The following is a 22116-nucleotide window of genomic DNA, read 5'->3' on the forward strand; positions in this document are numbered from 1 at the left end:
CTAAATCTATTTAATTTTTACACATTTCATTTTAAAAAGACTCAACCACATATTCAAAAACAGTCGCTGTATCATTATCCTTCAAATACCCCAATTCAGAATTCGGATATTTTCTCAAAATATTATTCTCAAATCTCTCAAAATTATTAAAATTCTCCATCTCCCCCTGTACAGTCCACTTTGCATTCTCATAATTAATTTTTGTATAGTCAATCCCATTTTTGCTATTCTCAACCAAAAATTTTATAACCGAATAATACTCTCGCCTTTTTATCGCACCATCAATTTCACGAAATGTAGCAAGCTCCTTTGAATAATCTGGAATTTCCTCAGCCTTCTTATTTAAATAGTCCTTTTCCAGCGATTTTATCTCCTTCTGAATAATTTCATTTTCAACAGTTTTTTTCTGAAGTGGAATTGAATTATAAATCCCAAAATACGCAATGATACAAATTCCAGCAATAACAACATCAGAAAATTTTATATTTTTTACACTCTCTTTATCAAAAATTGCCGTTTTATTCACAAAATCAGGACTATCCGAAAGTTCAGCCCCTGTAAATATAACTTTTACATCATTTTCTCCACTTCCGACAACTTTCATATCTCCAAAATCAAAGTTTTCAAAATCATTCACATCCTCAGTTTTCAACTCAATTTTTTCTATTTCAGTAATTTTCTCATCCACAATTAAAATTCTAAGGCTATTTTCTTCCCCAATCTGCAAAATCTCTATTCTATCACTTTTATTCCCTGACTTTACACCATTGCTAAAAATCTCTTGATTATCGCTACTCTCTTCATTTATATCAATTTCCTCTATTTCACCAAAATTTCTATCAATATCTGAATTTTCAATAATTCCTGTTTTCTGGACAATTTCAAAATTTCCTATCACATTCTGAAAATTTTCTTCATTTTTCAAAAAATTATTTTCATTTTCAAAATTTTCACTCTGATTTATTTCAAAATTTCCGTCCTTATAATAATTATAAACAGCATCAAAATCTATTTTCAGCTCCGAAATTACCATAGAATATTTTTTCAGGAAATTTTTTACTTTATTAATCTCCCTTTTATCCAAATAAATATCTAAAAATTGATTTTCAAAATGATTTATAACTAATTTTCTATTTACAAAACTAATCTTTTTCTTAAAAATTTCCGAAACATCTTCCAATTTCACAGATTTTTTCGCTAACTTTTCAATATTATTTTCTTTTTTATCAGATTCTTCCACATTTTCTCCAAAATTACTAAATAAAAAATATGAAAAATGTAAAATTACAGTTACTTTAGTATTTTTTTCAGTCTGATTTTCCTCAATAAACGATTCTAAAGCCATTTCTAGTTCCTGATTTTCAAAAAAATATATTTCTTCGTTAAAATATATATAAATCTTATTTTTACTTCTTATATATATTTTTATTCTGTCTCCCATCACTCCCCCTTTAATATTTTATCTTATTTCTAAGCATTCCATTTTGAACAGTTCTATAAAAAACCTGATTCCAAAACCTTCATTTCCACTTCTAGTGAACTTAATCTCCTAAATTCTACCTTTTCCTGAAACAATATCTCTTCATTCAAAATTTTCCTTGCAAAAATAAGTTTCAATTCACTATAAACCTTATTTTCTTCAAGCGGTAATGAATATTCATTATCATTGCTGTCCCTTATTGACTTAACCTTGTAATTCCCAACACTTTCAGTATCTTTTGCTAAAAAAATCAAATTTTTTATCTCAACAGCTTGCCCATCTTTTTTTAAAGCACTATCAAAATATCGCTCTCTCCTATCTAACAAAACTGTATTCCCATCAAATAAAACCCCTTTATTCAAAATTCGTTCTACATTCTGATTTTCCTTCTGTATCAAATATTTCTTCTCGACATTATTTTCCTTTTGGCTTTTCAAAAACACCATTTCCTTTTTCTGTCGAACATAGTAAGCAAAATTAATTGAAAATGCTGAAATTATTGACAAAATTACCAAAACATAAACAAGGCTAGCTCCCTCATTTTTTTTTATATTCTTATTTTTTCCTCCAAGTTTTATATTTTTCAATAACCTAAAATATCTATTCCCCATTATCCAAAACCTCAATTTAAATTCTCACAGCCCTAACACTATCATTTTTATCACTATTTAACTTAATAATAAGTACTTCTCCCACTTTCTCAAACTTTGCCTCACGAAATTTCCCAACTTCTGCTCTACTTCCAAACTTTTTTAAATTTTCTGCATCAGAAATATACAATTTTCCTTTATCAAATTCAATTTTGTAAAATAGCTCATTCAATTTAAAAACTATTTGATTTTCTTTAACAAAAATATTATTATTCTCTCCCTCATATGAAAATCTCTGAATATCTCTGTTCTTTATATCCAAAACAATTTTATCCATCGAAAAATACATTTTCTCATACATTTTCTGATTATCCTTCTTTGCCTTTTCTACAATAACTACACGTTTTAAGAACACAGAAATTACGAATACAAGAACAGAAAATATAAACATACTTATTAATATTTCCACTAATAAATATCCTTCTCTTTTTTTCATTTATTTTCCTCCTACAAACTAATTTTTTAACTATTTTCATCAATATTTGGAAAATAATAATCCCTTATTTTATCAATATTTATTTCAAAAATATATTCCTTCTGTCCAAGCTCATTTACAAAATACCCTTCCGTCCTCTTTATTTCGACATTTATTTTATCTTCCTGAAACTTGCCCTTTTTATCCCATTTTTGTTCCAAATTTTTCAAAACTTGATATTTTTTCTCAACTGCAAATCTATTATAAAAATCTTCCACTTTTGAAATCTCATATTTCCCAATGAAATTCACAATTTCATTATATTTTTTTGCCTTTAATATTTCAGCCATATTTTCAATATTTACATTCTTTTCATTTAAATTATCGACTTTAACGTCTGTTTTAAATGTCTGTAAAAATAAATTTGCAACTGGCACAATGATAACTGTTACAAAAAACATCGAAATCAAACTCTCAATTAATGTTTCTCCACTATTCCTTCTCATTTTTTCCCCAACTTTTATTTGCCAAAAATCTCAAAAACAACATAACTTACGATGATAAACGGTGCAAATGGAATATATTCATACTTTTTCCACTTTTTCAAAAATAAAAATAAAAAAGCAACTATTCCGGAAAAGATATACAAAATCATATAAAAATTTACAATCTTATCCACTCCCAAATATCCCAAAATACCGCCAATCCCCATCATAAGTTTCACATCCCCAAAGCCTATCAGCGTTTTTCCAAAATAATCTTCTAAAATATAAAGCACTACCATGGGCATTGAATAAGCACAAATTCCCAAATAATAACCTTCTAAATTGGTATTTTGAATTGCTGATATCAATCCTAATACAAGCAAAATAACAAAACTTTCTTCAGGAATAATCCTTTTTTTTAAATCAATCCAGATAATTCTAAAAAAAATACAATATTTTACAATTTCAAACACAATATTCATTATTTCCTAATTTCTTCCCCCGCAAATGCCTTGCTTCCTGCAGATACTTTGGCAAAAACCTCTCCATCCTGATAAACTACATTTCCTTCAATATTTCCAATCTTAAATTTCCCGTTGCTGTCCAGCCCAATTCCAAGTTTATTAAGATTCCCATGCTCTGTTAAAATATCCTGTAAATTCTTAGGTGCATCTCCACCATGATCAATGCTCCAAGAAGTTGTCGTATTATTAAGCTCTGCAACTGCTCCAATTACCTTACTTCTATTAGCCTTATTCAAATACTTCCCAACTTGTGGCACTGCAATTGCCGATATTATCGTAATAATCGCTACTACTAGTATCACCTCTACGAGCGTAAACCCTTTTTCCCTTTCCTTTAATCCTTTGATTTTCTCCCTTTTTTTCATTTTTTCAATTTTACTCTTTTCTTTTTTTGAAACCTTATCCATAATTAACCACCTCTTTTATTAATTTTTATTTAATAATTTATACTATATTTTTAAATAAAAGTCAATATATAAATTAAATTATTTTTAAAATTTATTAAATTTTTTTATAATACAAAAAAAGACTGTACCTAGAAATTTGCTTTCCAAGCCAGTCTTTTCACATATTTTTTAATATCTATCTATCATACTTATACCGTGAACATTCACAACGATTTCTTTCATCACACGTTTTTCTGTTCCCCATAGTATTCGGCACATCGGCACATCCAACAATAAATAACACAAATACTACTGAAATAATTAAAAGTTTAGTAATATTTTTAATAAATTTTCTATCATTTTTTCTGATATAATAAAATTAATCTGCCGTGCATTCTGTGATTTCTCCAGTCGAATCCCTTTTACAAAATGGTCTTTTATCGTAACATTCATATCCTCTATCTCTATGATAATCACAAGTATACCCTCTTTTCGCCTTCCCTCTCTCATATTTTGCCCATTCTTTTGGACTAAACAATTCACATGCAGTTATGCTTAACATTAAAGAAATCAAAAACAATACTCTGAGTAAATTTTTCATAACAAATCCTCCTAAATTTTATAATTTTTTTTATTTTTTCTTTTATTAGAGTATAACTTATGTTTTTGATATTCCAATTTTATTTTCCTTATTCATTTTTTTTTGATTAGAAATTTATTATAAAAAAAGACTGTACTTAGAAATTTACTTCCAAATCAGCCTTTTCGCATTCACATATTACATTTTTTAATCTCTATTATAGAGATAAGGTATGTATTTACAACGGTTCTTTTCATCGCATGTTTTTCTATATCCCGCAGTATTACATCCAATAACAAATAAAGTAAACATTACTGCGATAACCAAAAATTTAATAATGCCTTTCATAAAAGTCTCCTTCCATTTTTTTATTGATAATACAATATCTTTAATTATAAGGTTTTGAACTGCATTCTAAAACTTCTCCACTAGAATCTTTTAAGCAATATGGTCTCTTATACCTACATTCTATTTCATCAGTCCAAATATTCTTATGACACACTTCTCCTTTCATATTTTCCTCTCTATTAAACCTTACCCATTCCTTTGGACTAAATAATTCGCATGCATTTATAATCAACATTAAAGAACCTAAGAACAACTCTCTGAATAAATTTTTCATACCAAATTTCTCCTAAATTTCATAAAATTTTATATTATACCATGTATCTTTAATATTTTCATTTTAGTTTTCTTATTTATTTTTTATTTAATTTTTTATAAAAGATTTAACTTAAGAATAAATTGTAAATCCTATTTTTATATCAAAAATTTAAAATATAATTCATAACGAATAAAAATTAAAACTCTCATTTTATTTTAATCTTTTAATAATACCATGTCTTTAAAGGTATAGATACTATTCAATATTTAAAAATTTGAGAAAGAGGTTGAAAGTTATGAAAAAACATAAATTAGTTTTATTAAGTATAAGTTTAGGAATGATTATGCTGTCTTGTGGAAATATTTCAAATACAGATTTTGACAGTAAAAATTCAAATGAAAATATTGAACGGAATAAAAGAAACGGTGAAAGTATACAGTCCCAGAATGATAATAAAAATCAAACTGGATCACAAATTGAAAAAACGGATTACCAGATAACAGATGCAAAGGCGACAAGATTTGGGAACAGAACAGTAGGTTATATTTCGCTTGGAAATGGATGGAAACAGCTTGAAAATACAGGAGGTCAGGGAGAAATAACTTATATTGGATATGATGAAAGCTCTATTACTTTGTATCTTACACCTGTTGAAAATATGAACGCCAAAGGAGTGGCGAATGAAGCATTGAACAAAATGTCAAAAACAGAGGAAGAGCAGGAAAAACTTAAATTATCGAAAATTCAGATTAATGGTTATAATGGTTATCAAGTATCTATTGATTATTCAACTGGGATATCTTTTCGAAAAAATTATATTGATTATAATGGAAATGTATATTTAATTGATATTATTGGAAAAACATCCAACATTGATGAATTATTAAAAATAGCATATACCTGGAAACCGATACAATAGAAATTCCCTTTTTCAAGATTATATATGTTAACGCTGAAAGCCAGTTATAGATGTAGATTTTGAATGACTATAAAAGGAAAAGTTGATACGGAAAGGTTTATTATTATGAAAAAATTGATTATATTTATAATAAGTTTTATAATATTTTTTCCTGTGATAATTCTGTTGGGAAAAAGGAATCTGATATTGTGATTAATTTGTCATTTAGTAATGCATCATATAGTAACATTAATACTTCAGATACAGAAGTAAACAGGCTACTTTTTGAAGGACTGACAAAAGAAAACGAAAAAGGTGAAATTGTAGCAGGATTAGCACAAAGATGGGAAATTTCACAGGATTATAAAAAGATTATCTTTTATTTAAGAGATAATCTTAAATATTTCAATGGGACGCCTATGACTTCGGAAGATTTCCTGAGAACAATCAGTAAATGGAAAAACAGTAAAAGTTTTTATGAAGATAAGTATTTGATAATAAAAGCTGTGAATGATAAAATATTAGAAGTGGAACTTAAAGACAAAATAAATATGGAAAAATGGGAAGATGTGTCAAAATTCTATTTAAAAGAGTTTGCAAAACCTGTAAATGCACCCAAAAATAAAGAAATTTCAGATAAGGATAAATATTTTGTCTATAACATGGATTCTAAAAAAATTTTATCAACAGGCCCATATATTTTGAAAGAATATGGTAACGAAAGAGCTATTTTAACAAAAAATCCTAATTACTGGAATAAAAATAATATACGTACAGAAAGCATGAGATTATGGTAATTTTTTCTTAAGTTAGCCATATATTGAAAAATAATAGAATAAAAGGAGATGATTATTAATGAAACAGATAAATGGAAAAAGAGCCGTTCTCGAAAACGGAGTTTTAAGAAAAGAAATCAAATTTGGATTTTCATGGGGAGCATTTTTTTTAGGATTTATATATCCGTTAATTAAAGAGGATTATATGGTGGCTGGAATTTCTTTTGTCGTAATTGGTATGGCAAGTATGATATTTTTTCCGTTGATATTTGTTCTACCGATGGTATTTGGTTTTATATATAATAAAATGTATGCTAGAAGGCTTATTAAACAAGGATGGCATCCGTTTACAGAAGAAGATGCGCAGGTTTTGAAAAAAAATGGAATACTTTTTAATGATAAAAATAATTCCCATAGAAGCAATAAAGAAAGGATGGTAGAAGAAACAGAAAATTTTAAAAAACAAGAGTCTGGAAAAATAGAAGTTATTGAATTTAAAAAAAATAACAATGATAATGATTTTTATGATACAAATAATGCAAATATTGATAGTTCTTTTAATGGAAATCCTAATAATACGGAAATGAATCATAAAAATCGCACAATACAGAAATTTGTTGCAAGATCAATTGGTGGAGGGCTTGTTTCTCTTATCTTAGGAGTTTTCACGGCAAATATTGTTTTAATTCTTTTAGGAGCTGGACTGACAGGTGGCGGAGCATTTTTAGCTGTAAAAAATAAGGATAAAATAAAATGGAAATAAGAAAATATTTAATTAAATCTGGAAATTACAGAAACACAATAAAAAAACTTTTTATTCTCTCTCTGTTTTTAACAGCATTTATGAGGTATAATAAAAATGAACCGTTCACAGAAAGTGAGAAAAAATGTGAAAAAAAAGAAAAAATGGAGCAATTAAAATTATTTTGTGAAGAGAATCGGTGTGTTCTGCTGGAGATGGAAGAGAGTGAAAGATAATGAGATTACTAGTTGTAGAAGATGAAAAGAAGTTGAACGAACTTATTACAAAAAAGCTTAAAAAGGAATATTATGGAGTTGACAGCTGTTTTGACGGAGAGGAGGCAGTCAGATACGTGGAAGGGACTGAATATGATGCAATAATTCTAGATATTATGCTTCCAAAACTTGATGGATTTGAAGTAATTAAAAAAATAAGAGCAAAGAAAAATAAAGTTCCGATATTACTTTTAACAGCAAGAGACAATATAGATGATAAAGTTAAAGGGTTAGATTACGGTGCAGATGACTATCTTGTGAAACCTTTTATCTTTGAAGAACTTATGGCTCGTATTCGTGTACTTTTAAGACGTAATTCTGGAAATGCCGACAATGTAATTACAGTAGCTAATCTTAAAATCGATCTTGATGCTAAGACAGTTTTTAGAGATGATTTATTAATAAAACTCTCAGGTAGAGAATATTCGATTTTGGAATATTTGATACGAAATAAAGGAAAAATTTTATCAAGAGAAAGAATAGAAGATCACATATGGAATTATGACTATGAAGGTGGAACCAACGTTATAGATGTTTACATCAGATATTTGAGGAAAAAGATCGATGACAACTATACTCCGAAACTTATTCATACCATTCGTGGATTGGGTTATGTCCTAAGGGTCGATAATGAAAATGAATAAACTTTCTATAAAGTCCAAAATAACTTTCTGGTATATCAGTCTTATGATAAGCCTTATAGTCATATTTCTTATAACAATAATTTATATTAGTGAAAATCTTGTACGGGCAAACGCTTATAAAAATTTGAAAAGTTCTGTAGTCTCGGCATTCGATGAAATTGAAGTTTATGATGGTGAACTTACGATTGACAATGATTTTATTATTTTTAATAATAATGTTCATTTGTCGGTTTATGATGATGAAACAGGATTTATTTATGGGGATATTCCATTGGATTTTGAATATGATGAAACTTTTTCCGATAAAAATGATGTAAGAATTATAAAACATAAAAATAAAAAATGGTATATTTTTGACAGCAAAAAGAATTTTTCAGGCTATGGTATTATTCATATTCGTGGAATTGCTCCTGCAACAGAAGTGGAAAATATTATTGAAACAATTGTTTTAATTTCTCTGATTGTATTACCATTTTTCTTGTTATTTTCAGCAATAAGTGGATACTTTATAACAAAAAAAGCATTTAAACCTATAGAAAAAATAAGGGGAGCTGCGGAGAAAATTAATGAGGGAAATGATTTGACACAAAGAATTAATATTGGAGAAGGAAATGATGAAATTTACACTTTGGCAAATACATTTGATACAATGTTTGACAGACTGCAAAGTTCCTTTGAAAGAGAAGCACAGTTTACATCAGATGTTTCACACGAGCTGCGGACACCTGTGTCAATTATAATTTCCGAATGTGAATACGGTCTTGAAAATCTCACTTCAATAGAAAATGCTAGAAATACAATTTCTTCTGTGCTTGATGAAACTAAAAAGATGTCAAAATTAATCTCACAGCTTCTGACTTTATCGAGAATGGACAGAGGAAATCAGAAACTTAATTTTGATAAAATAAATATAAGTGAAATGGCACATCTTATTGCTGACAGTCAGCAACATAATGCAGACAATAAAAATATAAAAATTCATTCTGAAATAGAGGAAGATATTTTTATTGTTGGCGATGAGACCATGATCATGAGAATTTTTGTAAATTTAATTTCAAATGCAGTTAACTATGGTTGTGAAAATGGAAATATATGGATAAAACTGTCGCAGGATAAAGATTTTGCAATATGTAAAATTATTGATGATGGAATCGGTATAGAAAAAGAAAATATACCTAAAATATGGGGGCGATTTTATCAGGTGGAAAGTTCCAGAACAACAGAAAATATAGGGCTTGGATTATCAATGGTAAAATGGATTATAGAGGCACATAACGGAGAGATTTATGTGGAAAGTGAAATTGGAAAAGGAAGTTCGTTTGTATTTAAGTTGAAAAAGGAGGGAAAATGAAAAATAATTTTTTGAAAAAATTACTTATAGTATTTTTTACTACAGTAATGGGAGTTTCTGCAAATGGAAATTCAGCTAAAGAGACTAAAACAGTAAGAGTTCTGAATGTTGATGTAAAAATTTCGATTGCACAGGCAAAGCAGCTTGCGTTAGACCATTCAAAAGTGGCAAAAAATACTGCAAAAATGACTAAAATTCGTCTGGATAAAGAAAATAAGAAATTTATATATGAAATAGAATTTTATACAGAACGGAAAAAATACAAATATAACATTGATGCGAATACAGGAAAAGTTCTGAGTTACAGCCAAAAAGACCGAGTATCGGCTTCAACGACAATAAGAGATGATGGTAAAATCATTAATACAAATGGCAGTGATACAGAAATAAGAAAAACACCAAAATATATTGGAATGGAAAAAGCAAAAGAAATAGCAGTTGCACGGATTACTGGTGCGAAAAAAATTAATGTTACAAATATTCAACTGGATAATGAAAAAGGAAAAATGATTTATGAAGGAAGAATAGTGTATAAAAATACAGAATACAAATTCGACATTGATGCTATAACAGGTGAAGTAATAAACTGGGAAGTAAATGAGAATTAGTAAAGTAAAATATCCTCTAAAGTTTGATATACTGAAGAGGGTATTTTTTGTTAAAAAATTATACTTTGTAAAGTTTTTCATAATTAAATTTATTTTTAAGTTGTTTAAGAGTATAATCAAATATGAATAAAGGTGGAATAAATACGATAGTTAATGTTATTATTGGCATATTCTGAAGATAAAATATTTTTTCAACTATAATCATAAAAGGTTTGTATAGGAATATCGAAACAAGATTGAATGTCGAATGTAATAAAATTATCCACCAGATTGGATTGGGTCTTAGCCGTACATTTCCGAAAAAGATACCTGATATTGTTGTGTATATAATTTTAATTGGATTCAAATGAAGTATTCCAAAAATTACAGCCTGAATTAAATTGGCATATTTTGTCTTTTTCTTTAAAAATTGAAGTATTAGTCCTCTCAATAAAAGCTCTTCCCCAATAGGGTAAAATACTAGGAATTTAAGCAGTTCATTAACTTCAAAAGACTGTTTTGAATAATCGGCAAGAATTATCTTTTTTGATAACAAAGAACTTAAAACGGTAAGTAAAATTATTACAGATGTTATAATTAATGCTGAGTAGCAGGCTGTATTCAATATCAGCAGTCTCAATTCTTTCATTTTAGATTTATTAATATTTTTTTCCATTCTGATTGTTCTTCCTTTCATGAATTATTCTTGTAAAATAATCTACCATTAGAATATTAAAATAAAATGAGAGATATTTTATTCTATTTCTATTTATTTTATTTTGTAGTAAAGTAACTTTCAGCTATTTTTAAAGATTTTATTTGAGAAAAACCTTTTTCTGTTATATAATGTATTTAAACAACTTTAAAATCAAATTTTTACTTTATGTTGCACATATGAAAGGAAATAAAATGAAAAAAATAATTATTGTACTAGCACTTATATTTTTTAGTTCAAGTCTCTCTGCGGAACAGATTGAAAAAATTATGTGCTATATTCCTAAAGAACTAAAAACAAACAGTAAAGCGAGATTAATTTATGAAGATACAGAAAAATATAAAAATGAGGAAATACCGCCTGAAGTGGCAAATCCTGAAATTGTTAAAGCATTAAAGGAAAGAAGGCTTGTCGTATTTCAAATGAGGTGTAAATATGATGGTGATATGTACCGTTATATAACAGCTTCAGACTATGCAGTTGAATATCTTACAAAACAGACAATAAATAAAGAAGAAGGAGATTATTATTTACTGGAGCTTCCGACAAATAAGGCACTCGCTTTTCAGGATATGTTATTTATTGGAGATTTTATAGATAATTCAATCAGCACAAATGATGAACTTTTTCAAATTCTCTATATGATAAATGTTCAGTTTCTGGAAATAAGACAGCAGGAACTGGAAGAGGAAGGATTGAAGGTAGTTTACTAAATTTTTTCAATTTTTCCATTTTTGCAGGGATTATTCATTTTCGTAAATCCCTGTATTTAATTTTTTCATTTCTTTTGTATAATTTTATTAAACATTTTTTTATTGCATTTCACATTCAGAAAATTACAAATCTTGTTATTCAAAAAATAAAAACAATTTTTTCCTCTAATATTCTTTTAATCTAAAAAGCATATTGTTAAAGTGAAATAAGATTTTTAAATAAATGATGGGAGGATTTTGGATATGAAAATGAATAGTGGAAATGGCTACTTCAAAAAAGAAATAACATTGAGCAAAGAAGAAGAGATAAAGATAGTGAAAATTGGATTTTCCTGGATAACTTTCTTTTTCGGTTTTCTTGTTCCGTTTTATAGGAAAGATTGGAAGACCGGCTGGATACTTTTGGCAATAACGGCTATATCTCATATGATGTCGCCTATACTAATGTTTCTGATATTGATGGTATTTAGTTTTTTATATAATAAGATTTATATTAATATGCTTTTGAAAAGTGGCTGGAGATTTGTGACAAAAGATGACGAGATACTTTGGGAAAATAAAAAGGAAATGGCAGAAAAGGTTGATAATATGGTTTTGACGCTAAAAGAAATGGAAGCGAAAATTGATAAAAAGATAGAGGAACATGGCTTCGTTAAAAAATTTGCATGGGGAGGAATATACGCTCTGGCTATTGGAATTTTAATAAAAAATACTCCTCTTTTAGCTGTAGGAATAGTTTTTTTTGTAATAAGTTTTATTAAAAGACAGAAAATGTAAAAAATCAAATTTTAGGAGGAAAGAACTATGAAATTAAATTTTAAAAAATTATTTGTTATAACAATTATTGGAGCAGGGATTTTTATATCACAACAGTTACATGCATTTATGGGGTATGATTATTATATGGATCCTACAAATTTGCCAAGCGATACGTTAAGGGAAAATCTTTTACAGCAAACTTTTGATAACTACAACAAAGTTTTTAATAATAGCAATAAAACAAACAGCAATATGTCATTACTGCCTTCAATTATATTTCTTGCAGCCTGGTTTTATATCTATGAAAGGAAAAAAGTGAAGTAGAAACTTTCATTTTATTTTAATTAGAATTACATATCACAAAATTAAAAAATAACTTTAAGCAAGGAGTAAAAATTATGAAAGTAAACTTGAAAAAACTATTTATTGCAATAATTATCGGAGCAGGAGTATTTGTATCAAAGCCTGCAAAAGCATTTTATTATGATACGTCAGACAATGTTAACTATACAAACAATCTGATAAACAGTACAAGAAATTATATACTTGGTAGTGAAGTAATAGGGCACACTGGAAAAGGGAATTATACTATGTCATTACTGCCATCAATTATATTTCTTGTAGCCTGGTTTTATATCTATGGAAAGAAAAAAGAAAAGTAAAAACTCTCATTTTATTTTAATCTATATTACATATCATAAAATTGAAAAATGACTGATTAATTAGTGTTTGAATAAGGAGGAAAAATGAAAAAAATATTTTTTGGAAGCCTATATTTTATTCATCTGCTCTGTTTTAATATTCTGGTACTATTTTTTCTGGCTGTATTAGAAGTATCAGTTTTAAGTAATTTGAAAATGATTGGAGGTATATACTCGGGCAATCTTATATTAATTTTGCTTAATATATTTTTATCATATTTTTATGCAAAAACAGGAATAGGAAAAAAGGCTTTGATAATTTTAACAATAATTGGTGTAATATTAAAAATACTAATATTTTTAATATCGTATAAATATTTAGTTTCATCAGCAGGAGATGAAGAATTTTTACCAACTTATTATGCTTATTTTGCCATAGGTTTATTGGATGTAATATTTCTTGTGGGCCTTGGTGTAAATTTATTGATAGGAAGGAGAAAACAGTATGATAAAAATTAAAAAATTGACAGGATTTATAATTTTTCTACTTTTTGGAATAATATTTATTTCCTGTGGAAAACCTTCAAAAAAAGATATAATAGACAAGGGATATATATTAGAAGTAGGTGTATCCAATGAGATTGACAGGGAATTTGCTGAAAAAATAGAGCATTCTCCCACTTATACTATTTTCAAAGCGACTGAATATAAGGACAGTAATATTATGGTGCAGAATCTCAAAAATGGAACAGTTAAAGCAATCCTTTCGCCTATGCTGTCATTAGGAAATTCTGATTACGGCTATTATCCTGTCTATGTGGATAATAAAAATTATGAAACTGTATATCTCATATACAGAAAGGATATTCCCGATTTTTTGAAAAACAGCTTTGAAAAAGGGGACGGCTTTATGTTAAATAATATGGAAAAATATTCTAAAGAAAAATATAAAGACAGATTTTCATTTTTTAGTAATATTGAAGATTTTGAGAAAAAAATAATGGCTAATGAATGGACACTTGTAAATATTGCAGGGCTTGAACTTAAAAACAGTAAAATTTCAATAAAACTTGATAAAGGAAATGTTGTCATAACAGGAAAAAATGGAAAAAAATATTCGGGAAAATATTTCTTAAAAAATCACAGGATTTCTTTTGAAATAGATAATTTAAATAACTTGCTGAAAAAAGAGAGTGAACTGAGCGACAGTGATAAAGATTTTTTATACGATTTAAGTAATGCCGATGTAATAACGCTTATGGATAATGAGCAAACTCTTTATATTGGAGTTCCTGAGAGTAATCTTATATTTAAAAAAGTATCAAAAAATAAATAGAAAATAAAAAACTCTAATGTTCTTTTAATCTAAAAAATATACAGTATAATTAAATAATAGAAATCATAAAAAAATAAAATTCTTAGGAGGAATAATTATGAAAATAAATTTGAAAAAACTATTTATTATAGCAGTTATTGGGGCAGGTTTATTTATATCACAGCCTGCACAGGCATTTTATTATGATATGTCAGACAGTTTTAACTATACAAACAATGTGATAAATAGTACAAGAAATTATTTACTTGGTAGTGAAGTAATAAGCCACATTAAAAAAGGAGATTATTCTTCAAAGAAAAAATCAAATTCTAAAAAAACAACTACAAAAACAACGGGAAGTTCAACAACTTCAACTACAGCCCCAAAACCAGTAAAAAAAGCCAAAATAACTTTTAAATCGGACGGAAATACAAGAGGACTTGATTATTTTGTTAATAACTATCCGTCAAAACAGAGAGGGGAAGCAAGAACATACCTGAAACAGATGCAGGATTCTTTCCCGCAGGTAGCACGTTCAGTAGGAATACCTACAAATGACCTGTCTTCAGGACTGGCAGCTGCAATAGCAGGAGCATATATGGCATATAACAATGTAAGTCTGAATGATGATTATATGAAACCTATGCAAAATCAGTTAAAAACAGTGCTTCAAGGTGTAGATGCCTTTGATAAAATGAGTGACAGTGATAAAAAATATATATATGACCAAATGGTAATAATAGGAATGACTTTGGCTGTAAATCAATCCCAAAATCAACAAAATCCAAATGCAAAAGTTACCGCTCAGTTAAGAAATGCAGGTAAACAGGTGCTTGAAGGACTTCTTGGAGTAAGTGCAAGTAAAGTAAAAATAACATCATCGGGGCTTTCTTTTTAAAATAAATAATTACAAAAATAAGAAGTTTTATTATAGTATATAGTGATAATAAAAAACAAAAAAAATATGAAAATATATAATTCAATTCGGGAGGAATAATTATGAAAATAAATTTGAAAAAACTATTTGTTACAGCAGTTATTGGCGCAGGTTTATTTGTATCACAACCGGCATATTCAGCTTTAACAATTGAGTTCGGTTATGATTCTTATTTATATACTAATGCAGAAAAAAGAATTTCTGATTATTATAAAAATAAAAAGAAAAAAGCGAATTCAAATAAAAATAATTCAAGTTCTAAAAATAAAGGAAGCAGTAAAAGTACATCATCTTCGTCTTCAAAAACAGCAGAAACTCCAAAAAAAGCCAAAATAACTTTTAAATCGGACGGAAGCACAAGAGGACTTGATGATCTTGTCAATAACTATCCATCAAAACAGAGAGCGGAAGCAAAAGTTTATTTGAAAAAATTGCAGGACTCATTCCCGCAAGTAGCACGTTCTGTAGGAATACCTACAAATGATTTATCAACAGGAATGTCTGCTTTAATTGCGGGAGCATATATGGCTTATAACAATGTCAGTCTTAATGATAACTATATGAAGCCTTTACAAAAACAATTTAAAGAGGCATTTGAAAGTATTTCTGATTATGATAAAATGAGCGATAGTGATAAAAAATATGTTTATGATCAAATGGTAATAATAGGGATGACTTTGGCAGTAAATCAGTCTCAAAATCAACAAAATCCAAATGCAAAGACTACAGCTCAATTAAGACAGGCAGGAAAAAAAGTTCTTGAAGGAATGTTTGGAGTAAATGCAAGTGAAGTAAGAATAACGGCATCAGGACTTTCTTATTAAAATAAATAATTACAAAAATAAGAAGTTTTATTATAGTATATAATGATAATAAAAAACAAAAAAAATATGAAAATATATAATTCAATTCGGGAGGAATAATTATGAAAATAAATTTGAAAAAACTATTTGTTACGGCAATTATTGGAGTGGGAGTATTTGTGTCGCAGCCTGCACACGCATTTGCAGGATATGATTTTGATTATATTGGATTTCAAATAGAACAAGATACCCTAAAAAGAACATTTGATTATTACAATCAAGTTACTGGTACCAACGATATTCTTGAAAAGAGTTCAAACTCTAAGAGTACAGGAAGTAGTAAAAGTAAATCGTCTTCATCCCAAACATCGTCTAAACCAAAACCGGCAAAAAAAGCCAAAATAACTTTTAAATCGGATGGAAGTACAAGAGGACTTGATTATCTTGTCAATAACTATCCGTCAAAACAGAGAGCGGAAGCAAAAATTTATCTAAAAAAAATGTATGATTCATTCCCTCAAGTAGCACGTTCTGTAGGAATACCTACAAATGACCTGTCTTCAGGAATGGTTGCTATATTAGCGGGAGCATATATGGCTTATAACAATGTTAGCTTAAATGACAGTTATATGAAACCTATGGCAAAACAATTTAAGGAAGCTATAGAAAGTGTAACTGAGTTTGATAAAATGAGTGACAGTGATAAAAAGTATATTTATGACCAAATGGTAATAATAGGAATGACTTTAGCTGTAAATCAGTCCCAAAATCAGCAAAATCCAAATGCAAAAGTTACTGCTCAGTTAAGAAATGCAGGTAAACAGGTGCTTGAGGGACTTCTTGGAGTAAATGCAAGCAAAGTGAAAATAACATCATCAGGACTTATTTATTAAAATAAATAATTACAAAAATAAGAAATTTTTTATCATAGTATATAGTGGTAATGTAAAAAAATAGAAAACAAAAAATATGAAAATATATAATTTAATTCGGGAGGAGAAATTATGAAAGTTAAGCAAATAAAAAAAATATTTTTAACAGTAATAGTAGCATTAAGTTTTGGAATTTCAAATCAGGCTCACGCTTTTTTTATTGATTATAATGCACAATGGATGGCTAATCAAGGGCTCAAAAATGCAAGAGAACAAGAAAAAAGGAATAGAGAAAGATATGAGGAAATGTATGGAGAAGACGAATATAATAATTTAATGTCAAAAAAAACATCATCGAATAAAAAAAGTACATCTTCATCGACAAGTGCTAAGACAGTTACTTCTACAAAAAAAGCTAAAATAACATTTAAACCTGATGGAAATACAAAAGGATTAGATGATTTAGTTCTTCAATATCCTTCAAATAAAAGAGCCCAAGTGAAACCTATATTGAAAAAATTACAGGATTCATTCCCGCAAGTAGCACGTTCTGTAGGAATACCTACAAATGATTTATCAACAGGAATGGCAGCTGTTGTAGCAGGAGCATATATGGCTTATAACAATGTCAGTTTGAATGACAGTTATATGAAACCTATTGCAAATCAGTTTAAAGAAGCTATGCAAAGTGTTTCTGAATTTGATAAAATGAGTGACAGCCAAAAAAAATATATTTATGACCAAATGGTAATAATAGGGATGACTTTGGCTGTAAGTCAGTCCGAAAATCAGCAAAATCCAAATGCAAAGACTACAGCTCAATTAAGACAGGCTGGTAAAAAGGTGCTTGAGGGACTTCTTGGAGTAAGTGCAAGCAAAGTGAGAATAACGGCATCAGGGCTTTCTTATTAAAATAATAGAATAGGAGTGAAAATGGATAAAAAAGTTATATTTTCTAAAGGGATAAATTCTTTTACACTACATATTCTAGCAATGGCATTTATGGTGGCAGATCATCTGTGGAATATATTTTTTCCTAATCAGATATGGTTAAATATGCTTGGAAGACTTGCCTTTCCTATTTTTGCCTTTATGCTTACGGAAGGATTTTACAGGACTAAAAACAGAAAAAAATATTTAATACGTATCTTTATTTTTGCAGCTATTTCGGAAATTCCGTTCAATCTTTTTGCAAGTCTGGCATTAAGAGGAGAAATAATGGTATTTTATCCATATAACAATGTATTATGGACTTTTGGAATTGCCTTATGTGGAATGAATTTACTGGAAAAAACGGAAAAATCAGAAAATATGAATAAAATAATAAAATTTTTTGTAAAAGCTGCTATAAGCATTTTAACTGTCGCAATTGCACATTTTGCAAGAAGTGATTATTTAGGATATGGGATTGCAATTATTCTGATATTCTATTTTTTCAGGGGGAAAGATTACAGGAATATAATATTTCAGGCTGTATTAATGGTGTTTCTAAACGTATTTATTATGCCTGGACTTGAATTTCCGTTTAACTTTTTTGGAAATGAAATATTTATAAAAACACAGATATTTGCGATATTTTCACTGCCGATAATATGGCTTTATAACGGAAAGCAGGGTATTCATAATAAATTTACAAAATATATGTTTTATTTCTTTTATCCATTACACCTTTTACTAATAGTGGCGATTTATGTTTCTTTTATGATATATCTGATTTCTTTGATAGGTAAGAATTATGGAAATTAAGTGAAGCCAATATTTACAAAGCAAAAGTTTAAGAAGGACTGTTAGGAAAATAGAAAACATAAAAAATTCTGTATCCATTGGGGAAGTGATAAAATTGAAAAAAATTTTAATGATAGCTATGATAGTTTTTGCTGTTTTTAGCTGCAATAAGAAACAAGAACAAAATAAAACAAAAAAAGGTAATAATATTGATACAAGCCAGAGCGATAAAAATAAAACTGAAGAAAATAAAAAGAATTCAGAAAAAGACAGCTCTGAAATAGAAAAGCAGAAAGAAGTTTCATCAGAAGAAGTTATAAAAAAAGCGGAAGAGGAATTTTTAAAGGACAGCAAAAATCTTGAGAAATACCATAATTATGTAACTGTGGCATTTTATCAAAACCGTGAATTTAAAAGAACAAAGGAAATTACAGAAATATTTTTAAAAAATGCTCCTGATTATTCTTATGGTTACAGAGTGATGGCAGATATTCTCTTTTATGAAAAAAAATATAAGGAAAGTGCTGAATATTATGAAAAAGCAATAGGTATTTTAAAACATGGTAAACAGAGTTATGCGGAATACAAGGATATTAAAGTATTAAATAATGTACTTTCAGAAATAATTGAAAAAAATTTGATACAGGCTTACAGATTGTCAGGAAATAATGAAAAAGCAGTAGAGACTTTTATAGTTAACCAAAAATTTCTAAAAGAAAACTATAATCCCCTTTTGTATAACATAGCTTTAGAAAATGCCAAAAAGGATAATGAAATGTTAAAATCTACTAATAGTAAAAAATATGAGGAAAACAAGAAAAAATTATATAATTTAAATTAATAGTAAAATAAAAAAATTACAGGAGGAAAAGTTATGAAAGCAAAATTTATGAAAAAAATATTTCTTTTAAGTATTTTAGCACTGGGACTTGGAATTTCAGGACAAGCTCATGCTGATTATGGCGATATGTTTAAAAATGAAATAATGCAGGAACTTTTAAATACAACTTCATCTTCACAAGGTAAATCTTACGGAAAATCATCACTTACTTTCACACAGGACGGAAGTACCGATGGACTGGAAACATTGGTTGCAACTTATCCAAAAAGCCAGCAAAAGGAAATAAGGGCATCATTAAAACAGCTGTATGATTCTTTCCCACAGGTAGCCCATTCTGTAGGAATACCGACAAATGATTTGTCTTCAGCAGTAGCGGCTGTAATAGCAGGAGCATACATGGCATATAACAATATAAGTCTTAATGATGACTATGTGAAACCTATGGCAGATCAGTTCAAGGCTCATCTTGAAAACAGCGGATTTTTTGACGGAATGAGCAACAGGGAGAAAAAAAGTATGTACGACCAGATGGTTATGGTTGGAATGACTTTAGCTGTGGGACAGTCCTTAAATCAGAGCAATCCTAATTCACAGACTACAGCTCAATTAAGGGAGGCAGGAAAACAAATACTTGAAGCTATTTTAAAAGTGGATGCTGATAGAGTCCGTATAACAGCTCAAGGAATATCTTATTAATACGGAGGGGACTGAAATGAATTTAATTATTGCATTAGTGTATTTTTTAGTTGCTGTTATATTAATCTTTTTTGGTGTGAAACAAATAAAAAACAGAAAAAATCTTCGTAAAATTAATCAAAAACAGGAAGATGAGGTTAAAGAGAAAATAAAACTTGGAATTTTATCAGCTGATACACTTTACCGTGAAAGAACAGAAACAGGAAGAGTATTTTATGAAGTGCCCAAGGATTTGAAAAAAGCAGTTGTTCTAAATCTTATTTGCTTTGCCATAATGCTAATATTAATATTTTTGGGAATAAAAATTGGAATATTGCTTTTAATAGTCTGTGCTGTAATAAGTATGATACACGGATATAAATATTATTATTTAAAAGAAAAAACAAAAAATACACTTAAAATAATAAATGAAGACTTTTACTTAAATGGAAAATTATTGGATATAAAGGGCTATAACTGGGGAACTGAATTGTTTCCCCTGTTTGGCTCTCGAATAATCAGACTTAAATCCCATATTTATCTTCTTGATGGCAAAAAGGAAATCTGTTTTGTACCTGAAAGACAGTTAAAAAGATCTCAAGTAGATATAATAATAGAAGATGACAGAATTTCTAAAATTATAGATGATATTATTGATGTAATCCAGAAAAGACAGATTCCAAAAGTAAAATTCAAACTTTTTAAAATGAAAAAAATGCAGAGCATACTTCTTTTTTTACTTTTTATATCAATTGTGATACTTGTTTTTTTGTATAAAAGCAAAGCATATATGTATTTATTTTAGTAAAATAATGGTAGCATATATGGTGTATAACAATATTATCTTTATAAAAACAGGTACTGAAAACAATTTTAAAAGTGGATGCTGACAGAATTCATATAACATTGCAAGGAATATCTTATTAATTCAGGGAGTTTAAAATGCTATATAGTTTAGTTTTTGCATTAATATATTTTGCAGTTTTGAGTATAATAATTATTTTTGATATGAAAAATAGAAAAATCAAAAAAAATTTACGTAAGATTATTCAAAAGCATGAAGATGAAGCTAAAGAGAAAATAAAACTTGGAATTTTAGCAGCTGATACAGTTTACCGTGAAAGAACAGAAACAGGAACGGTATTTTATGAAGTGCCTGAAAATCTGAAAAAAGCAGTTCTTCTAAATATTATCTGCTTTACCATAACAGAAATATTAATGTTTTCTGGAATAAAAATTGGAATACTGCTTTTACTTAGCTGTGTTGTAATAAGTATAACATACGGGAACAAATATTATTATCCAAAAGAAAAAACAAAAAATACGCTTGAGATAATAAATGAAGATTTTTATTTAAATGGAAGACTGCTGGATATAAAGGGCTATAACTGGGGAACTGAATTATTTCCCCTATTTGGCACTCGAATAATCAGACTTAAATCTCACATTTATCTTCTTGACGGAAAAAAGGAAATCTGTTTTGTGCCTGAGAAAAACTTAAAAGGATCTTTGCAAACAGATATAATGATAGAAAATAACAGAATTTCAGAAATTGTGGACAACATGATAGACATAATTCAGAAAAAGCAGATTCCAAAAGTAAAATTTAGGCTTTTTAAAATGAAGATAATGCAGAGTATGCTTCTTTTTATACCTTTTATGCCGATTATCACATTCGTTTTGTTATATGGAAGCAAAGCACATATACATTTATTTTAATAGG

The 22116-nt window shown here is 28.2% G+C and carries 31 protein-coding genes; 22 read left to right on the forward strand and 9 right to left on the reverse strand.

The features are described from left to right. Window positions 1–31: 31 nt before the first annotated feature. The 8 genes from ACZ5B9_RS09145 to ACZ5B9_RS09180 form a co-directional block, all read right to left on the reverse strand. Window positions 32–1441 carry a hypothetical protein gene (locus ACZ5B9_RS09145; protein WP_464422309.1) on the reverse strand — a complete coding sequence of 470 codons (1410 nt, stop codon included), beginning with the start codon at window positions 1439–1441 and terminating at the stop codon, window positions 32–34. A gap of 53 nt (window positions 1442–1494) precedes the next feature. Further along, complete coding sequence (locus tag ACZ5B9_RS09150; protein ID WP_464422310.1) at window positions 1495–2091, reverse strand: hypothetical protein; 597 nt, start codon at window positions 2089–2091, stop codon at window positions 1495–1497. A 16-nt stretch (window positions 2092–2107) separates the two neighbouring features. Continuing rightward, window positions 2108–2566 carry a hypothetical protein gene (locus ACZ5B9_RS09155; RefSeq protein WP_464422311.1) on the reverse strand — a complete coding sequence of 153 codons (459 nt, stop codon included), beginning with the start codon at window positions 2564–2566 and terminating at the stop codon, window positions 2108–2110. A gap of 26 nt (window positions 2567–2592) precedes the next feature. Continuing rightward, on the reverse strand, window positions 2593–3051 hold the full coding sequence (locus ACZ5B9_RS09160) for a type IV pilus modification PilV family protein (protein WP_464422312.1): 459 nt from the start codon (window positions 3049–3051) through the stop codon (window positions 2593–2595). Window positions 3052–3065: 14 nt separating this feature from the next. Continuing rightward, complete coding sequence (locus ACZ5B9_RS09165) at window positions 3066–3512, reverse strand: prepilin peptidase (protein WP_464422313.1); 447 nt, start codon at window positions 3510–3512, stop codon at window positions 3066–3068. Then, window positions 3512–3961 carry a prepilin-type N-terminal cleavage/methylation domain-containing protein gene (locus ACZ5B9_RS09170; RefSeq protein ID WP_464422315.1) on the reverse strand — a complete coding sequence of 150 codons (450 nt, stop codon included), beginning with the start codon at window positions 3959–3961 and terminating at the stop codon, window positions 3512–3514. Before ACZ5B9_RS09170 ends, ACZ5B9_RS09165 begins: the two co-directional genes overlap by 1 nt. Window positions 3962–4319: 358 nt before the next feature. After that, window positions 4320–4541 carry a hypothetical protein gene (locus tag ACZ5B9_RS09175; protein ID WP_464422316.1) on the reverse strand — a complete coding sequence of 74 codons (222 nt, stop codon included), beginning with the start codon at window positions 4539–4541 and terminating at the stop codon, window positions 4320–4322. Between the two features lie 367 nt (window positions 4542–4908). Continuing rightward, window positions 4909–5142: a hypothetical protein gene (locus ACZ5B9_RS09180; protein ID WP_464422318.1), complete on the reverse strand. Its 234-nt coding sequence runs from the start codon at window positions 5140–5142 to the stop codon at window positions 4909–4911. Between the two features lie 277 nt (window positions 5143–5419). On the opposite strand from ACZ5B9_RS09180, the gene ACZ5B9_RS09185 reads away from it, so the two are divergent. From ACZ5B9_RS09185 to ACZ5B9_RS09215, 7 genes are all read left to right on the forward strand, one after another. Continuing rightward, the gene (locus tag ACZ5B9_RS09185) at window positions 5420–6043 is read left to right on the forward strand and encodes a hypothetical protein (protein ID WP_464422319.1); all 624 of its coding nucleotides are present in this window, start codon (window positions 5420–5422) and stop codon (window positions 6041–6043) included. A gap of 188 nt (window positions 6044–6231) precedes the next feature. Continuing rightward, the gene (locus ACZ5B9_RS09190) at window positions 6232–6819 is read left to right on the forward strand and encodes an ABC transporter substrate-binding protein (RefSeq protein ID WP_464422321.1); all 588 of its coding nucleotides are present in this window, start codon (window positions 6232–6234) and stop codon (window positions 6817–6819) included. Window positions 6820–6877: 58 nt separating this feature from the next. Next, complete coding sequence (locus tag ACZ5B9_RS09195) at window positions 6878–7561, forward strand: DUF2628 domain-containing protein (RefSeq protein ID WP_464422323.1); 684 nt, start codon at window positions 6878–6880, stop codon at window positions 7559–7561. Next, window positions 7552–7776, forward strand: a complete 225-nt coding sequence (locus ACZ5B9_RS09200) for a hypothetical protein (protein ID WP_021769237.1) — start codon at window positions 7552–7554, stop codon at window positions 7774–7776. The genes ACZ5B9_RS09195 and ACZ5B9_RS09200 overlap by 10 nt, the downstream gene beginning before the upstream one ends. Then, on the forward strand, window positions 7776–8459 hold the full coding sequence (locus ACZ5B9_RS09205; protein WP_464422325.1) for a response regulator transcription factor: 684 nt from the start codon (window positions 7776–7778) through the stop codon (window positions 8457–8459). Before ACZ5B9_RS09200 ends, ACZ5B9_RS09205 begins: the two co-directional genes overlap by 1 nt. Further along, a complete protein-coding gene (locus tag ACZ5B9_RS09210; RefSeq protein ID WP_464422326.1) occupies window positions 8446–9810 on the forward strand; it encodes a sensor histidine kinase in 1365 nt (454 codons plus the stop codon). Before ACZ5B9_RS09205 ends, ACZ5B9_RS09210 begins: the two co-directional genes overlap by 14 nt. Further along, window positions 9807–10418, forward strand: coding sequence for a PepSY domain-containing protein (locus tag ACZ5B9_RS09215; protein ID WP_464422327.1), 612 nt, complete (start codon window positions 9807–9809; stop codon window positions 10416–10418). Before ACZ5B9_RS09210 ends, ACZ5B9_RS09215 begins: the two co-directional genes overlap by 4 nt. Window positions 10419–10476: 58 nt before the next feature. Here ACZ5B9_RS09215 and ACZ5B9_RS09220 read toward each other — a convergent pair whose 3' ends face one another. Then, window positions 10477–11073: a lysostaphin resistance A-like protein gene (locus ACZ5B9_RS09220; RefSeq protein WP_464422329.1), complete on the reverse strand. Its 597-nt coding sequence runs from the start codon at window positions 11071–11073 to the stop codon at window positions 10477–10479. Between the two features lie 233 nt (window positions 11074–11306). Here ACZ5B9_RS09220 and ACZ5B9_RS09225 point away from each other — a divergent pair, with 233 nt between their 5' ends. The 15 genes from ACZ5B9_RS09225 (at window position 11307) to ACZ5B9_RS09295 (ending at window position 22112) form a co-directional block, all read left to right on the forward strand. Further along, on the forward strand, window positions 11307–11825 hold the full coding sequence (locus ACZ5B9_RS09225) for a DNA methyltransferase (protein ID WP_464422331.1): 519 nt from the start codon (window positions 11307–11309) through the stop codon (window positions 11823–11825). A 243-nt stretch (window positions 11826–12068) separates the two neighbouring features. Then, window positions 12069–12602, forward strand: coding sequence for a hypothetical protein (locus tag ACZ5B9_RS09230; RefSeq protein ID WP_464422332.1), 534 nt, complete (start codon window positions 12069–12071; stop codon window positions 12600–12602). A 27-nt stretch (window positions 12603–12629) separates the two neighbouring features. Then, window positions 12630–12908 (forward strand): hypothetical protein, encoded by a 279-nt coding sequence (locus tag ACZ5B9_RS09235; RefSeq protein ID WP_464422333.1) that lies wholly within the window; start codon window positions 12630–12632, stop codon window positions 12906–12908. A 74-nt stretch (window positions 12909–12982) separates the two neighbouring features. Next, a complete protein-coding gene (locus tag ACZ5B9_RS09240) occupies window positions 12983–13246 on the forward strand; it encodes a hypothetical protein (RefSeq protein ID WP_464422334.1) in 264 nt (87 codons plus the stop codon). 84 nt (window positions 13247–13330) lie between these two features. Continuing rightward, the gene (locus ACZ5B9_RS09245; protein ID WP_464422336.1) at window positions 13331–13744 is read left to right on the forward strand and encodes a flagellar biosynthesis protein FliQ; all 414 of its coding nucleotides are present in this window, start codon (window positions 13331–13333) and stop codon (window positions 13742–13744) included. Beyond that, window positions 13731–14561, forward strand: coding sequence for an amino acid decarboxylase (locus ACZ5B9_RS09250; protein WP_464422338.1), 831 nt, complete (start codon window positions 13731–13733; stop codon window positions 14559–14561). The genes ACZ5B9_RS09245 and ACZ5B9_RS09250 overlap by 14 nt, the downstream gene beginning before the upstream one ends. A 97-nt stretch (window positions 14562–14658) precedes the next feature. Continuing rightward, window positions 14659–15438 carry a DUF6683 family protein gene (locus ACZ5B9_RS09255; RefSeq protein ID WP_464422340.1) on the forward strand — a complete coding sequence of 260 codons (780 nt, stop codon included), beginning with the start codon at window positions 14659–14661 and terminating at the stop codon, window positions 15436–15438. Between the two features lie 101 nt (window positions 15439–15539). Continuing rightward, window positions 15540–16301: a DUF6683 family protein gene (locus ACZ5B9_RS09260; RefSeq protein WP_464422342.1), complete on the forward strand. Its 762-nt coding sequence runs from the start codon at window positions 15540–15542 to the stop codon at window positions 16299–16301. 101 nt (window positions 16302–16402) lie between these two features. After that, the gene (locus ACZ5B9_RS09265) at window positions 16403–17173 is read left to right on the forward strand and encodes a DUF6683 family protein (RefSeq protein WP_464422343.1); all 771 of its coding nucleotides are present in this window, start codon (window positions 16403–16405) and stop codon (window positions 17171–17173) included. Window positions 17174–17284: 111 nt separating this feature from the next. After that, window positions 17285–18064, forward strand: coding sequence for a DUF6683 family protein (locus tag ACZ5B9_RS09270; RefSeq protein ID WP_464422345.1), 780 nt, complete (start codon window positions 17285–17287; stop codon window positions 18062–18064). Between the two features lie 21 nt (window positions 18065–18085). Continuing rightward, window positions 18086–18898, forward strand: a complete 813-nt coding sequence (locus tag ACZ5B9_RS09275) for a TraX family protein (protein ID WP_464422346.1) — start codon at window positions 18086–18088, stop codon at window positions 18896–18898. 85 nt (window positions 18899–18983) lie between these two features. Next, window positions 18984–19718, forward strand: a complete 735-nt coding sequence (locus ACZ5B9_RS09280) for a hypothetical protein (RefSeq protein WP_464422347.1) — start codon at window positions 18984–18986, stop codon at window positions 19716–19718. 33 nt (window positions 19719–19751) lie between these two features. Beyond that, window positions 19752–20414 carry a DUF6683 family protein gene (locus ACZ5B9_RS09285; RefSeq protein ID WP_026747980.1) on the forward strand — a complete coding sequence of 221 codons (663 nt, stop codon included), beginning with the start codon at window positions 19752–19754 and terminating at the stop codon, window positions 20412–20414. 16 nt (window positions 20415–20430) lie between these two features. Further along, complete coding sequence (locus ACZ5B9_RS09290) at window positions 20431–21198, forward strand: hypothetical protein (RefSeq protein ID WP_464422348.1); 768 nt, start codon at window positions 20431–20433, stop codon at window positions 21196–21198. 137 nt (window positions 21199–21335) lie between these two features. Then, window positions 21336–22112 carry a hypothetical protein gene (locus ACZ5B9_RS09295; protein WP_464422349.1) on the forward strand — a complete coding sequence of 259 codons (777 nt, stop codon included), beginning with the start codon at window positions 21336–21338 and terminating at the stop codon, window positions 22110–22112. The last annotated feature ends 4 nt before the right edge of the window (window positions 22113–22116 follow it).

The organism is Leptotrichia sp. SK-5 (assembly GCF_055387215.1).

Excerpts from the sequence above, each read along its gene's own strand:
- ACZ5B9_RS09145 (WP_464422309.1), bottom strand. The coding sequence starts at position 1,441 with ATGGGAGACAGAATAAAAATATATATAAGAAGTAAAAATAAGATTTAT.
- ACZ5B9_RS09150 (WP_464422310.1), bottom strand. The coding sequence starts at position 2,091 with ATGGGGAATAGATATTTTAGGTTATTGAAAAATATAAAACTTGGAGGA.
- ACZ5B9_RS09155 (WP_464422311.1), bottom strand. The coding sequence starts at position 2,566 with ATGAAAAAAAGAGAAGGATATTTATTAGTGGAAATATTAATAAGTATG.
- ACZ5B9_RS09160 (WP_464422312.1), bottom strand. The coding sequence starts at position 3,051 with ATGAGAAGGAATAGTGGAGAAACATTAATTGAGAGTTTGATTTCGATG.
- ACZ5B9_RS09165 (WP_464422313.1), bottom strand. The coding sequence starts at position 3,512 with ATGAATATTGTGTTTGAAATTGTAAAATATTGTATTTTTTTTAGAATT.
- ACZ5B9_RS09170 (WP_464422315.1), bottom strand. The coding sequence starts at position 3,961 with ATGGATAAGGTTTCAAAAAAAGAAAAGAGTAAAATTGAAAAAATGAAA.
- ACZ5B9_RS09175 (WP_464422316.1), bottom strand. The coding sequence starts at position 4,541 with ATGAAAAATTTACTCAGAGTATTGTTTTTGATTTCTTTAATGTTAAGC.
- ACZ5B9_RS09180 (WP_464422318.1), bottom strand. The coding sequence starts at position 5,142 with ATGAAAAATTTATTCAGAGAGTTGTTCTTAGGTTCTTTAATGTTGATT.
- ACZ5B9_RS09185 (WP_464422319.1), top strand. The coding sequence starts at position 5,420 with ATGAAAAAACATAAATTAGTTTTATTAAGTATAAGTTTAGGAATGATT.
- ACZ5B9_RS09195 (WP_464422323.1), top strand. The coding sequence starts at position 6,878 with ATGAAACAGATAAATGGAAAAAGAGCCGTTCTCGAAAACGGAGTTTTA.
- ACZ5B9_RS09200 (WP_021769237.1), top strand. The coding sequence starts at position 7,552 with ATGGAAATAAGAAAATATTTAATTAAATCTGGAAATTACAGAAACACA.
- ACZ5B9_RS09205 (WP_464422325.1), top strand. The coding sequence starts at position 7,776 with ATGAGATTACTAGTTGTAGAAGATGAAAAGAAGTTGAACGAACTTATT.
- ACZ5B9_RS09210 (WP_464422326.1), top strand. The coding sequence starts at position 8,446 with ATGAAAATGAATAAACTTTCTATAAAGTCCAAAATAACTTTCTGGTAT.
- ACZ5B9_RS09215 (WP_464422327.1), top strand. The coding sequence starts at position 9,807 with ATGAAAAATAATTTTTTGAAAAAATTACTTATAGTATTTTTTACTACA.
- ACZ5B9_RS09220 (WP_464422329.1), bottom strand. The coding sequence starts at position 11,073 with ATGGAAAAAAATATTAATAAATCTAAAATGAAAGAATTGAGACTGCTG.
- ACZ5B9_RS09225 (WP_464422331.1), top strand. The coding sequence starts at position 11,307 with ATGAAAAAAATAATTATTGTACTAGCACTTATATTTTTTAGTTCAAGT.
- ACZ5B9_RS09230 (WP_464422332.1), top strand. The coding sequence starts at position 12,069 with ATGAAAATGAATAGTGGAAATGGCTACTTCAAAAAAGAAATAACATTG.
- ACZ5B9_RS09235 (WP_464422333.1), top strand. The coding sequence starts at position 12,630 with ATGAAATTAAATTTTAAAAAATTATTTGTTATAACAATTATTGGAGCA.
- ACZ5B9_RS09240 (WP_464422334.1), top strand. The coding sequence starts at position 12,983 with ATGAAAGTAAACTTGAAAAAACTATTTATTGCAATAATTATCGGAGCA.
- ACZ5B9_RS09245 (WP_464422336.1), top strand. The coding sequence starts at position 13,331 with ATGAAAAAAATATTTTTTGGAAGCCTATATTTTATTCATCTGCTCTGT.
- ACZ5B9_RS09250 (WP_464422338.1), top strand. The coding sequence starts at position 13,731 with ATGATAAAAATTAAAAAATTGACAGGATTTATAATTTTTCTACTTTTT.
- ACZ5B9_RS09255 (WP_464422340.1), top strand. The coding sequence starts at position 14,659 with ATGAAAATAAATTTGAAAAAACTATTTATTATAGCAGTTATTGGGGCA.
- ACZ5B9_RS09260 (WP_464422342.1), top strand. The coding sequence starts at position 15,540 with ATGAAAATAAATTTGAAAAAACTATTTGTTACAGCAGTTATTGGCGCA.
- ACZ5B9_RS09265 (WP_464422343.1), top strand. The coding sequence starts at position 16,403 with ATGAAAATAAATTTGAAAAAACTATTTGTTACGGCAATTATTGGAGTG.
- ACZ5B9_RS09270 (WP_464422345.1), top strand. The coding sequence starts at position 17,285 with ATGAAAGTTAAGCAAATAAAAAAAATATTTTTAACAGTAATAGTAGCA.
- ACZ5B9_RS09275 (WP_464422346.1), top strand. The coding sequence starts at position 18,086 with ATGGATAAAAAAGTTATATTTTCTAAAGGGATAAATTCTTTTACACTA.
- ACZ5B9_RS09285 (WP_026747980.1), top strand. The coding sequence starts at position 19,752 with ATGAAAGCAAAATTTATGAAAAAAATATTTCTTTTAAGTATTTTAGCA.
- ACZ5B9_RS09290 (WP_464422348.1), top strand. The coding sequence starts at position 20,431 with ATGAATTTAATTATTGCATTAGTGTATTTTTTAGTTGCTGTTATATTA.
- ACZ5B9_RS09295 (WP_464422349.1), top strand. The coding sequence starts at position 21,336 with ATGCTATATAGTTTAGTTTTTGCATTAATATATTTTGCAGTTTTGAGT.